This is a genomic window from Mangrovicoccus sp. HB161399 (genome assembly GCF_013184745.1).
Taxonomy (GTDB): Bacteria; Pseudomonadota; Alphaproteobacteria; order Rhodobacterales; family Rhodobacteraceae; genus Mangrovicoccus.
Genome location: NZ_JAATVU010000013.1, coordinates 111,641 through 123,654 on the forward strand (window position 1 = coordinate 111,641; position 12,014 = coordinate 123,654).

Genomic DNA, 12,014 nt, shown 5'->3' on the forward strand with positions numbered 1-12,014 from the left:
CAGTCGCGCCGGAGGGAAAGGGTCAGTCCTTCAGCGCGGTGCCCAGCCAGAGCGGGCGGCTGGCGCGGACCGTGCAGTAGCTGGGCGGCGCCAGGCCCGGCAGGCCGCGCGCCGCGAGGCCGCGGATCTGGCGCGGGGTGAAGCCCGCCTGCTCCAACAGGGCGGACAGACGGCGCGGGGTGATCCCCCTGCGGCGGCCCATCTGCTTGGGCAGGCCCGGCGCCGTCCGGCCCGGCAGCAGCTTCAGCCGCAGGGCGGCCAGCAGGCCCGGACGCGTGCAGGAGAACATCAGCGCCCCGTGGCGCCGGGTCACCCGGGCAATCTCGTCCAGCACCGGCCCCAGGTCGATGTCCCGGTCGAAGAGATGGTCGCAGAGCACGATGTCGAACTGCCCGTCCGCGAAAGGCAGCTCATGGAGCCGCGGCACCTTTCGGTAGGAAATGCGGTAGCCATGCGCGGCCGAGCGTTCGCCGGCGGCATCGACCATCGCCGCGCGGGTGTCGACGGCGGTGACGTCGCAGCCGCGGCGCAGCAGCCCGTCGGCCATGATCCCGGATTCGCATTGAAGCTGGAGAACCGTGCTGCCCGCCCAGCGGGCCTCGTTGCCGAGGAACTTGCATTTGGCCGGAAGCGCTGCCCGGGCCCGCCGCCACCAGGCATCCGTCTCGGAGTAGCAGGACTCCGGAACCCGCAGGGGCGCCGCTTCCTGTTCGACCGCCGCAAAATCCTTCATGTGCAACCCCGTACATCTGCCCGGACGCCGCACCCGCCGGGACCGGAAACATCGTCTCCAACCAACCCCTTCCCACTGAAATTGAAACCGTGCCGGAACCGGCGCAGCCGCGGGAAAGGGGATGGCAATCGTTATCACGTTTCAATCACTTTGCCATCACAGATTAACGCAGATGAATGCATTCGGTCCAGAGAATAGGTCGCCCCGGTTAACGCGGTCCGGCGCGATGCCGCGGAATCCGGCGCCCGGCCCGGGCGCGCCGGGACGCCTCCGACCAATGTCTAGCGCCCGCGCGAAAGCATGGTCTTGGTGGCGGACGGGCAGCGGTGCTAGAAAAGGGCATGACCAGTCCTCTGCCCACCTCCTCCGCGCCGAAGCTGCGCACCGCCCTGATCGTGGATGACCATCCGCTGTTCTGCGATGCGCTGACCATGACGCTGCGGCTCTGCACCTCGATCACCGACATCCGCACGGCGGAACGCCTGTCCACGGCGCTGGAGATGCTGGAAACCGGCGACCTGCCCGACGTGGTGGTGCTGGACCTGAACCTGCCGGACGTGCGCGGGCTGGACGGGCTGGTGCGGATCTGCAAGGCGGCGAAGGACATCCCCGTCCTGATCGTCTCCTCGATGGCCGACAACCGGATGATCGCCTCTTCGCTGCGCGCGGGCGCCGCGGGCTTCGTGCCCAAGCACAGCCAGCGCGACGTGTTCCAGCGCGCCTTCGAGGCGCTGGCCAACGGCGAGCGCTTCACCCCGCCGGGCTACGTCCCGATCGAGCCGGACCAGAGCGATGCCGGCGACGCCCCGCTGGAGCGGATGTCGCTGCTGACCAAACAGCAGGCGCGCATCCTGGAGCTGATCTGCGAGGGCAAGCTGAACAAGCAGATCGCCTATGACCTGTCGATCGCCGAAACCACGGTGAAGGCCCATGTCACTGCGATCATGCGCAAGCTCGGGGTGCAGAGCCGCACCCAGGCCGTGCTGATCGCGCAGTCGGCGCGGTTCAGCCACGTCCTGCACGACGGAGAGCCGCAATAGCCGGGACAGCGGGACCCCTTGCCGGGGACCTCGCCCGCGCGGCGCCGGTCCTCGCCTCCGCCAATGCGCCCTGCGACGCCCCCGATGCGCTGGAGCGCATCGCCCGCGGCCTGGCGCTGGAGCCGGGCGATCTGGTGGCGCTGTTCGTGTCGCCGGTCGCCGAGGTCGCCAAGATCGCCGCCGAGGCCATGCGGGTCTTTCCAGGCATCACCGTGATCGGCTGCACCACCGCCGGCGAGATCACCGGGGCGGGCTATGCCTCGCGCGAGATCATGGCGCTCGGCTTCCGCCAGAGCCTGTTCGCCTGCGACACGATCCTGGTGCGCAACCTGCACGAGGTCGACAACCACGATCTCAGCTACCGCGTCCTGCGCGCCCGCTCGGATCTGGAGCGCCGCGCGCCCGGCTGGACCACCGAATTCGCCTTCACCCTGATCGACGGGCTGTCGCTGGCCGAGGACATGCTGATGGGCGCGCTGGCCATGACCATGGGGCCGGTGCCGATCTTCGGAGGCTCGGCCGGCGACGATGCCGCCTTCACCCGCGCCTTCATCCTGCACGAGGGCGAGGCGCTGACCGATGCCGCCGTGCTGACGCTGGTGCGCACCCCCTGCCGGGTGAAGATCTTCACCCTCGACCATCTCAGCCCGACCGACGCGCAGATGGTCGTCACCGGCGCCGATCCGGCCCGCCGCCTGGTCACCGAGATCAATGCCGAACCCGCGGGGCGCGAATATGCCCGCATCCTGCGCAAGGATCCCGAGCAGCTCGATTCCATGACCTTCGCCGCGCATCCGCTGCTGGTCCGGATCGGCGACACCCACCATGTCCGGTCGATCCAGCGGGTCGACGAGGAGGGCAACCTGGTCTTCCATTCCGCCATCGCCGAGGGCGTGGTGCTGACGCTGGCGCAGGCGGAGCCGATCGTGGCGCATCTGGAACGCGAGCTGGGGCGGCTGTCGGAGGGCGGCGCCCCCGCCTCGATCCTGGGCTTCGACTGCATGCTGCGCCGGATCGAGGCCGAGCAGACCCAGGAGGTCGGCGCGCTCTCCCGCGTGCTTGCCCGCCATGGCGTCGTCGGCTTCAACACCTATGGCGAGCAATTCCACGCCACCCATGTGAACCAGACGCTGACCGGCGCGGCGATCTACCCGCCCGACACGGAACTGCCATGACCCAGGAACTGGTCAATCCCGAGGACAGCCTCGAACGCCAGCGCGACAAGCTGCTGAAGATCGCCACCGTGCTGATGCGGCGTGTGGAACAGGGCTTCTCCGACCAGAATGCGGGCTACGCGCATTTCCAGCGCGCCGTCATGTTGGAGGAGCAGGTCCGCAACCGCACGCGCGACCTGGAGCGAACCCTCGACCTGCTGAACCAGGCCAATTCGCAGCTGACCGACGCCACGATCCGCGCCGAGAAGGACCGGGCGAACCTGTCGAACGCGATCGAGGCGATCCAGGAAGGCTTCGCGCTGTTCGACGCCGAGGAACGCCTGGTGCTGTGCAATTCGCGCTTCTGCCAGCACCTGCCCGACATCCAGGCGCGGATGGAGCCGGGCCTGCAGTTCAACGCCTATGTCGACATGGTCAGCGAGAGCCGCCACCTGGTGCTGCCGCCCGACGTCTCGGTCCGCGAATGGCGCAACCAGCGCAAGGACAAGCACCGAGAGGATTACGTCGTCTTCAACGTGCGGCTGATCTGGGACCGCTGGCTGCAGGTCAGCGAGCAGCGCACGCCGGACGGCTTCACGGTGATGATCCATACCGACATCACCGACATCATCCGGCTGGAGCGGCGCGAGCGCGAACGCATGCTCGACGACCAGGCGCGGCTGATCCGGGCGACGCTGGACCATGTCAACCAAGGCGTCTGCATCTTCGATGCCGACCACCACCTGATCGGCTGGAACCAGAGGCTGAGCTCGCTCCTGGCGATCCCGGCCGGGCGGCTGTCGGTCGGCGCGCGCTTCGGGCGGCTGCTCGACATGATCGGCGAAAGGGTGCAGTTCGCGGGCGCGGCCAATGCAGAGACGCTGCGCGACTGGGTGGCGCGCGAGACCGAGCGACCTGCCCTGAGCTTCGAGATCCAGCGCGGCCAGCGGATCATCCTCGACGTTTTCGCCGAGGAGACGCCCGACCGCGGCTTCGTCATCAGCTTCACCGATGTCACCTCCGAGCGCGAGGCGATCCGCGCGATGGTGCAGGCCAACGAGACGCTGGAGCAGCGGGTGGCCGAGCGCACGCTGGACCTGGAACACGCGCTCGCCGATGCCGAGCGCGCCAATTCCTCGAAATCCCGCTTCGTCGCGGCGGCCAGCCACGACCTGCTGCAGCCGCTGTCCGCCGCCAAGCTGTTCCTCAGTTCGCTGGAGGAAGGCGGGGCCAGCCCGGTCCAGCAGCGCGAGACGCTGCAGCGGACGCGCAACGCGCTGGTCAGCGTGGAGACGATCCTGGCCTCGCTGCTCGACATCTCCCGGCTCGATGCGGGCCTCGCGGCCGTCGATCCCGCCCCCGTTCCCCTGGGGCTGGTGCTGAACACGCTGGCCGACGAGTTCGAGCCGATGGCGCGCGCCAAGGGGCTGCAGCTGACCATCGTGGCCTGCTCGGCCACGGTGACCTCCGACCAGATCTACCTGCGCCGCATCCTGCAGAACCTGATCGCCAACGCGGTGCGCTACACCCCCGCGGGCCGCATTCTGGTGGGCGCGCGGCGCACCGGCGACGCTTTGCGGGTCGAGGTCTGGGATACCGGGGTCGGCATCGCGCCCGAGGACCAGCAGTCGATCTTCCGCGAGTTCCACCGCGGCAGCGAGGCGGCGGACCTTTCCGAGGGCGTCGGGCTCGGCCTCGCCATCGTGGAGCGCGCCTGCGCGCTGCTCGGCCACACCGTCGCGCTGAGTTCCGAGCCCGGCCGCGGCAGCGTCTTCTCGGTGACCTTCGCCCGCGCCGCGCCCGCCGCCCATGTCGCCCGCGCGCGCACCGACCCGGCCCGCGCCGCCAGCTCCGCGCTGGAGGGCCAGATCGCGCTGATCGTCGAGGCGGACGAGACCCTGCGCGCCGCGCTCGCGCAGCAGCTCGACGTCTGGCAGATGGAGGTTCTCGACGTGCCGGACGCGGCCGAGGCAGCGGCGCTCCTGGGCGAGATAGACATCCTCCCGGATTTGGTGATCCTCGGGATCCACCGCGGCGAAGGGGTCGGACAGCTCGACGGGCTGAGGGCCGCCGCCCCGCAGCTGGGCACCTTGCCGACGCTGGTCATTGCCTCGGACAAATCGTTGGAACTCCGCCAGAAAATGGAGCGCCGCGGGGTCGAGGTTGCCCGCAAGCCGATCGATCCGGACGCGCTCCACCGCCGCATAGACGCGCTGCTGCGGCCTGCTATAAGCCTGACCGGGTAGGCGCAGCGTCGCCGCATGCAGCAACGGTCCCGCAAATTGCCTTGAAGACAGGCATGTGCAGCGCATATTGTCACGGGGCCGTCGCAGATCGCGGTCAGGATATCCGGATGCAAGACAGAATCGATCCTCTCATTGCCGAAAGGGCACCCTGGCTGTTCTCGGAGATTCCATGGGCCCCGCCATGCCGTTTCGCCCTGACGCGGATGCTGGGCTATTCCAAGACGGTCCGCCTGGGCGAACATTTCGACCCGCTCCCCGTCGGCGAGATCATGCGCCAGCTGGGCGAGATGCTGGCCAAGGATCTGGAATTCGCAGGCATCAACAACATCCCCGCCGCGGGGCCCGCGCTGATCGTCGCGAACCACCCGACCGGCATCGCCGACGGCATCATCCTGAACACGGTGCTGAACCAGGTCCGCTCGGACGCGTATTTCTACGCCAACAGCGACATCCTGCGGGTGCTGCCGCAATTCGACGGCATGATCGCCCCGGTGGAATGGCGCAAGGAGAAGCGCAGCCACTCCAAGACGCGCGAGACCATGGCCTATACCCGCAAGGCGGTGGACCAGGGCCGGATCGGCGTGATCTTCCCCTCCGGGCGGCTGGCGAAGCGGCGCGGGCTGAAGCTCTACGAGCGGCCCTGGATGGCCTCCGCGGCGATGATCGCGCGCAAGTTCGACCTGCCGGTGATCCCGGTCAACATCCGCGCGCGCAACTCGGTGCTGTTCTATCTCTTCGACTTCCTGCACCCGACCCTGCGCGACATCACGCTGTTCCACGAGACGCTGAACAAGGCCAAGCAGCCCTACCGCGTCACCATCGGCGAGCCGATCTCGCCGGCCTCGCTGCCGGTCAAGTCCGAGGACGGGATCGAGATGCTGCGCAAGGCCACGCTGGCGCTCGGCGGCCGCTACGCGCCGAATGTCTCGCTGGTGCAGAACAGCCGCTGGGTCGCGAAGACCAAGCTCCTGAGCTACTGACAGCGCCGCTGCCGCGGAAGACAGGACGCCCCCTTGCGGAGGGCGCCTGCGGCGGTTGCGGATGCGAGGAAAGTCGGTGCCCCCCGGGACAGGCGCCTTGCCCTGTCCCGCCGGCGCGGACCGCAGGCTGCGGCCCGGGGGCGGTGCCGCGGTCAGCCCTTGGGCTGGCAGTAGCCCTGGCTGCTGACCCAGGACATCATTTCGTTGCGCTTGCGCGAGGAATGGAACGGACCCCAGTCGGCCGCGACGCCGCGCATGCCTGCCGAGATCACGCCGTCCCGCGGCACCGTGCGGTTCATGATGCGGATTGCGCAGCTCACGTTCTTGGACCCGTCGAGCAGCGCCGAGCCGCTTTTCGCCTCGCAGCCATAGGCGCGCGCGGTGCCGGGAGAGATCTGCACCAGGCCGAACCAGCGCCCGCCGCCGCCGACGGCGGTCTCGCGCCAGGTGCTCTCGTGCTTGGCCAGCGACGAGATCAGGCCCGCCCAGAAGGCCTGCCGGTCCTCGGTGGACGCGGTCTTGTAGCCCGGGCAGTAATTGTCGATATCCTTAGGAACCATCGCGGGCAGGTTGCTGCCGTGTTCCTGCAGCGCCTTCAGCGCGGCCTGCGTCCAGACTTCGCCCTTCGCCGATTTGTCCCACGCCATCGTGGGGGATTCCGTGCGGTTGGCCAGGGCGGGGCCATTTTCCACGGAACAGGCCCCAAGGGCCACACTCAAGACCAGAACGCAAAGCCGGAGCTTCGTCATGCGGAACCTCAATCGCAATTTCGCCGTTGGTCCGGTTAGGCCGAGTTCCCCATTCGGCAAAGCCAATGTTTCCCGCCCTGCCGAAATGGGCAGATCCCCGCTCATCCGCTGTAACGTTCCGCCCGCCCGCCGGGCCTTGTTTCCCGCGCCCCGCTTGGCGTAGAAGACCCCATCCCGGCCAAGCCCTCGACGGAGATCCCATGCTCGACCTGACCTACGACACCCCGAAACCCAAGGTGATTTCCGGCGCGACCGGCGACTGGGAACTCGTGATCGGGATGGAGATCCACGCGCAGGTGTCCTCCGAGGCCAAGCTGTTCTCGGGCGCCTCGACGAAATTCGGCGCCGAGCCGAACTCCAACGTGGCCTTCGTCGACGCCGCCATGCCCGGCATGCTGCCGGTGATCAACGAATTCTGCGTCGAGCAGGCGGTGCGCACCGGGCTGGGGCTGAAGGCCGGGATCAACCTGGTCTCCGCCTTCGACCGCAAGAACTACTTCTATCCGGACCTGCCGCAGGGCTACCAGATCAGCCAGCTCTACCATCCGATCGTCGGCGAAGGCGAGGTCCTGGTGGAGATGGGCGAGGGCATCGCGCGGCTGGTGCGCATCGAGCGCATCCACCTGGAACAGGACGCCGGCAAGTCGATCCACGACATGGATCCGCACATGTCCTTCGTCGACCTCAACCGCACCGGGGTCGCGCTGATGGAGATCGTCAGCCGTCCCGACATCCGCGGCCCCGAGGAAGCGGCGGCCTATGTGGGCAAGCTGCGCCAGATCCTGCGCTACCTGGGCACCTGCGACGGCAACATGCAGAACGGCAACCTGCGCGCCGACGTCAACGTCTCGGTCTGCCGCCCGGGCCAGTACGAGAAATACCAGGAGACCCAGGATTTCTCGCATCTCGGCACCCGCTGCGAGATCAAGAACATGAACTCGATGCGCTTCATCCAGGCAGCGATCGACTACGAGGCGCGCCGCCAGATCGCGATCCTCGAAGACGGCGGCAAGATCGACCAGGAAACCCGGCTCTATGATCCGGACAGGAACGAGACGCGGTCGATGCGCTCGAAGGAAGAGGCGCATGACTACCGCTACTTCCCCTGCCCCGACCTGATGCCGCTGGAGATCGAGCAGGCCTGGGTCGACGGCATCGCCGCCTCGCTGCCCGAGCTGCCCGACGCCAAGAAGGCGCGGTTCATGCAGGATTTCGGCCTGACCGACTATGACGCCTCGGTGCTGACCGCCGAGGTCGAGAACGCCGCCTATTTCGAGAACGTCGCCGAGGGCGGCGACGGCAAGCTCGCGGCCAACTGGGTGATCAACGAGCTCTTCGGCCGGCTGAAGAAGGACGACAAGGCGATCGGCGACAGCCCGGTATCCCCGGAACAGCTGGCAGGCATCATCCGGCTGATCAAGTCGGACGCGATTTCCGGCAAGATTGCCAAGGACCTGTTCGAGATCGTCTATACCGAAGGCGGCGATCCCGAGAAGATCGTCGAGGACCGCGGCATGAAGCAGGTCACGGATACCGGCGCCATCGAGGCGGCAGTCGACGAGATCATCGCCGCCAATCCGGCGCAGGTCGAGAAGGCCAAGCAAAATCCCAAGCTTGCCGGCTGGTTCGTCGGCCAGGTGATGAAGGCCACCGGCGGCAAGGCCAACCCGAAGGCCGTGAACGATCTGGTGGCCGCCAAGCTGGGGCTCTGAGCCCCGTCGCGGCGGCGACGCGGAGAGGGGCCCTTGCGGCCCCTTTTTCCTGCCTGCCTGCCGCCTGCCATGCTAGCCTTGCGTCATGGCGCAGGACACGGACACAGACCGGCTGACGCGGAAGGAACGGCTGACCCTATGGCTGGATTTCGGCAAGTGGATCGGCGGCACCTTCCTGATCGGCATTGCCACCATTGCGGTGAACTGGATCATCAAGACCCGCGAGCTGGAGCTGGCCCGGGTCCAGCAGCAGGGCGAGCTGCAGCTCGCGGAACTGGAACAGCAGAGGGTCTTCCTCGAAAGTTTCGTCAGCCAGGCGATGGAGCAGGACGTCCGGGTCCGGCTGCGGCTGTCGCACTACATCAAGACCACCACGCTGAACGAGGAGATCCGCAACACCTGGGAAAGCTACTACCAGGACGCCTTCAGTGAATGCTTGCGCTACTATTCGCGCTCGCAGGGCGAGGCGCCCGATGTCGAGGCCGAATGCCGGTTCGGCGGCACCGACCGCATCGCGCCGCCGCCGAAGGTCACGTACACTCCCCTGCCCGACTGGATGGAAGAGATGCGCGCCGGTCCGCCCGCGCCCGTCACGCTGCCCGAATTGCACCGCACCGCCGATGCCCTCGGCGTGCCTCCGGCCACCATGCACGCGCTGATCGCGGTGGAGGGGCGGCCCCCGGGATTCATCTCCGGCACGAACCTGCCCGCCCTGCTCTTCGAGGGCCATATCTTCAGCCGCCAGACCGGGCACAAATTCGACAGCGAGCATCCGGAAATCTCCACCGCCGCATGGACCGCGAAGAACTATGTCGGCGGGCAGGGCGAATATGACCGGCTGGTGCGGGCGATCGCGCTGGACCGCGACGCGGCCCTGATGTCCGCCGGCTGGGGCATGTTCCAGATCATGGGATTCAACTACGAAGCGGCCGGCCACGCGGACATCCTGTCCTTCGTGAGTTCGCAGTTCACCACCGCGGGACAGCTCGATGCCATGGTCGCCTATCTCGAATCGGTCGCGCTGGCCGATGCGCTGCGCGAAGAGCGCTGGGAGGACTTCGCCCTCGGCTACAACGGGCGCGCCTACAAGACGAACCGCTATGACGAGAAACTGGCCGCGGCTGCGGCCAGTTTCGATCCTTCCGCCTATCCCGGCGAGTGAGGCACCGCGGAGGGCGGTGCTCAGGCCAGCTCGGTCGTAACTTCGATATTGCCCTGGGTCGCGTTGGAATAGGGGCAGATGAAATGGCCGCGCTCCACGATCTTCTCGGCCACGGCGCGCTCGACGCCCGGCATGGTGACGACGAGCTTGGCGGTGATGCCGAAGCCGCCGTCGCTGCGCGGACCGATCCCGACCTTGGCTTCGACGGTCGCATCCGCCGGCACTTCGCCCAGATTTTCGCTGGAAGCGGCAAAGCGCATGGCCCCGAGATAGCAGGCGGCATAGCCGAGCGCGAAGAGCTCTTCGGGATTGTGCCCTGCCCCGGAGCCGCCAAGCTCCTTCGGGCTGGTCATGGTGACCGTCAGCATCCCCGATTTCAGGGCGGCGACGCCGTTGCGGCCGCCGCCGGTCGCCTTCGCTTCGGTCCAGTACTTGGGGTCGATCGACATGAGTTTTTTCCTTGTCCACGATTATATCGTGCACGATATATATGGCTCCGCTATGCGTCAGTCAATCTCTTGCAACTCAATCGCGCGCGATATACCTAATCGCCATGACCCTCCGCCCCGCCGACATGCTGTGCTTCGCGCTCTATTCCGCTGCCCAGGCCATGCAGCAGGCCTACCGCCCGCTGCTCGACGCGCTGGGGCTGACCTATCCGCAATATATCGTGCTCTCGGCCCTCTGGGCTGCGGAGGACCCGCCGCGGGTCAGCGACATCGGCCGCGAGGTCGGGCTCGAGTCGAGCACGCTGACCCCTCTGCTGAAGCGGCTGGAGGCGGCCGGGCTTGTCGCGCGGCAGCGCGATGCCAGGGACGAGCGCCAGGTCCGCATCCGGCTGACCGAGGCAGGCCGCGCGCTGCAGGCCCGCGCCGCGCATGTGCCGGGCTGCATCTTCGAGAAGACCGGACTGGACGAAGCCGCGCTGGTCGCCCTGCGCGACGAGGTGGCCGCGCTCGGACAGCGGCTGCGGGCCGGATAGCTCAGCCGAAGATCCGCGCCTGCAGCCAGATCAGCGATGGATAGGCGGCAAGCCAGGTCCAGAGGAAGCGGTTCAGCCCGAAGACGCAGGCATTCGACAGGTGGAAGAGCCCCGCCGCCGCCAGCGCGGCCGCAAGCGTCCAGGGCGTCGCCAGGGCCAGCGGGAAGAGCAGCTCCAGCGCCATCACCGCCCAGGACGCCGCCAGCAGCAGGCCGCGCCTGCCGGCCAGCCCGCGCAGGTCTTCCGCCACCGGATAGGCGGAGTAGCGGAAGACATCCGACAGCGCCAGTCCGCTGCGCCAATCGGGATTGACGATCTTCACCCAGCCCGAGACGGCATAGCTCAGCACCAGCTGCGCGGCGAGATAGCCGAAGGACAGCTCGGCCTGCGCCGGGAACAGCCGCGCCGCGCAGAGGCAGCAAAGGATGAGAATCCCCATCCTGTCCGAGCCGCCATTGTACGGCCCCTGCCAGCGGTGCAGCAACAGCAGCGACGTTGCGAACAGCGCCGCCAGCACCATGTCCGTCGCCAGCCCCGCCACCAGCGCCAGGCAGAGCGCCGCGCGGACGGCATGTATCGCCCGGTCGCCGGGCCGGGCCATGTGCTCCGCCGCCGCCTGCAGCAAAGCGAGACCCAGCAGGATCTCGGTCAGGCGGAGGGCGGCGTCCAGCGTCACGGATCTTCGGAGGACCAGAGCACCTCGCGCTCCAGCCGGTCGCCGCGGCGGAACACGAACGTCAGGCGGAAGGCTGCGGGCGGCGGCGTTCCGGGCGGCAGTTCGGCCGGGATGCGCGACCGGAGCTCGGACAGGCTGTGCGCGGTCGGTTCCTCGACCATGCGTTCGGCGAGGCTGACCAGGTAGAGCCGTCCGTTCCAGCGCGGGTTCCACGCGAGCCGCCGCAGCATCCGCAGGACCGGCACATGGGCAGGCCGCGGCGCCAGCTCCCGCCACAGGCCGTCCGCGCCGCGGATCTCGATCCGGGGCGACGGGCCGACGCCGGAGAAGAACCGCCAGGACGGCAGCAGCGCCGGGAGAAGCAGCCTGAAGGTGCCGGGCATGGATGCCTCCGCAAAGGGGACCGTCCCCTGGCCCAATCTTTGGGAGATCGTGGTTAACGGAGCCTTACCCGAGCCGCTGGACAGCGGCGGTGCCATGGCCTAGTTGTTTGATCCCACGGTTTGATGGTGTGATCCTTTCGAAGGAATGGAAGGATGCCCTATGGGACAAGTTCGTCACGGAAGCGCCACGATCCTCT

12 protein-coding genes are annotated in these 12,014 nt (G+C 67.9%); 7 read left to right on the plus strand and 5 right to left on the minus strand.

Features of this window, described 5'->3' with window-relative positions; genetic code table 11:
• Positions 1 to 22 precede the first annotated feature (22 nt).
• Entirely contained in the window at positions 23 to 733 is a 711-nt protein-coding gene (locus tag HCC78_RS09925) for a class I SAM-dependent methyltransferase (RefSeq protein WP_172328610.1), read from the minus strand.
• A gap of 341 nt (positions 734 to 1,074) precedes the next feature.
• Between HCC78_RS09925 and HCC78_RS09930 the strand changes: the two genes are divergently transcribed.
• From HCC78_RS09930 to HCC78_RS09945, 4 genes are all read left to right on the plus strand, one after another.
• Positions 1,075 to 1,773 carry a response regulator transcription factor gene (locus HCC78_RS09930; RefSeq protein ID WP_172328611.1) on the plus strand — a complete coding sequence of 233 codons (699 nt, stop codon included), beginning with the start codon at positions 1,075 to 1,077 and terminating at the stop codon, positions 1,771 to 1,773.
• Entirely contained in the window at positions 1,770 to 2,948 is a 1,179-nt protein-coding gene (locus HCC78_RS09935; protein WP_172328627.1) for an FIST N-terminal domain-containing protein, read from the plus strand. Before HCC78_RS09930 ends, HCC78_RS09935 begins: the two co-directional genes overlap by 4 nt.
• Positions 2,945 to 5,173 (plus strand): PAS-domain containing protein, encoded by a 2,229-nt coding sequence (locus HCC78_RS09940; protein WP_172328612.1) that lies wholly within the window; start codon positions 2,945 to 2,947, stop codon positions 5,171 to 5,173. The genes HCC78_RS09935 and HCC78_RS09940 overlap by 4 nt, the downstream gene beginning before the upstream one ends.
• Positions 5,174 to 5,280: 107 nt before the next feature.
• Positions 5,281 to 6,153 carry a 1-acyl-sn-glycerol-3-phosphate acyltransferase gene (locus HCC78_RS09945; RefSeq protein ID WP_172328613.1) on the plus strand — a complete coding sequence of 291 codons (873 nt, stop codon included), beginning with the start codon at positions 5,281 to 5,283 and terminating at the stop codon, positions 6,151 to 6,153.
• Positions 6,154 to 6,305: 152 nt separating this feature from the next.
• Here HCC78_RS09945 and HCC78_RS09950 read toward each other — a convergent pair whose 3' ends face one another.
• A complete protein-coding gene (locus HCC78_RS09950) occupies positions 6,306 to 6,800 on the minus strand; it encodes a transglycosylase SLT domain-containing protein (protein ID WP_253949115.1) in 495 nt (164 codons plus the stop codon).
• Between the two features lie 302 nt (positions 6,801 to 7,102).
• Here HCC78_RS09950 and gatB point away from each other — a divergent pair, with 302 nt between their 5' ends.
• Positions 7,103 to 8,614, plus strand: a complete 1,512-nt coding sequence (gene gatB, locus HCC78_RS09955) for an Asp-tRNA(Asn)/Glu-tRNA(Gln) amidotransferase subunit GatB (RefSeq protein WP_172328615.1) — start codon at positions 7,103 to 7,105, stop codon at positions 8,612 to 8,614.
• An 85-nt stretch (positions 8,615 to 8,699) separates the two neighbouring features.
• Positions 8,700 to 9,776: an N-acetylmuramidase family protein gene (locus HCC78_RS09960; protein ID WP_172328616.1), complete on the plus strand. Its 1,077-nt coding sequence runs from the start codon at positions 8,700 to 8,702 to the stop codon at positions 9,774 to 9,776.
• Positions 9,777 to 9,796: 20 nt separating this feature from the next.
• Here the strand turns inward: HCC78_RS09960 and HCC78_RS09965 are convergent, their stop codons facing one another.
• A complete protein-coding gene (locus HCC78_RS09965) occupies positions 9,797 to 10,225 on the minus strand; it encodes an organic hydroperoxide resistance protein (protein ID WP_172328617.1) in 429 nt (142 codons plus the stop codon).
• 104 nt (positions 10,226 to 10,329) lie between these two features.
• Between HCC78_RS09965 and HCC78_RS09970 the strand changes: the two genes are divergently transcribed.
• Positions 10,330 to 10,758: a MarR family winged helix-turn-helix transcriptional regulator gene (locus tag HCC78_RS09970; protein ID WP_172328618.1), complete on the plus strand. Its 429-nt coding sequence runs from the start codon at positions 10,330 to 10,332 to the stop codon at positions 10,756 to 10,758.
• A gap of 1 nt (position 10,759) precedes the next feature.
• Here HCC78_RS09970 and HCC78_RS09975 read toward each other — a convergent pair whose 3' ends face one another.
• Together HCC78_RS09975 and HCC78_RS09980 are read right to left on the minus strand one after the other, a co-directional pair.
• On the minus strand, positions 10,760 to 11,434 hold the full coding sequence (locus HCC78_RS09975) for an HTTM domain-containing protein (RefSeq protein WP_172328619.1): 675 nt from the start codon (positions 11,432 to 11,434) through the stop codon (positions 10,760 to 10,762).
• Positions 11,431 to 11,817 carry a hypothetical protein gene (locus HCC78_RS09980; protein ID WP_172328620.1) on the minus strand — a complete coding sequence of 129 codons (387 nt, stop codon included), beginning with the start codon at positions 11,815 to 11,817 and terminating at the stop codon, positions 11,431 to 11,433. Before HCC78_RS09980 ends, HCC78_RS09975 begins: the two co-directional genes overlap by 4 nt.
• Positions 11,818 to 12,014: the final 197 nt, after the last annotated feature.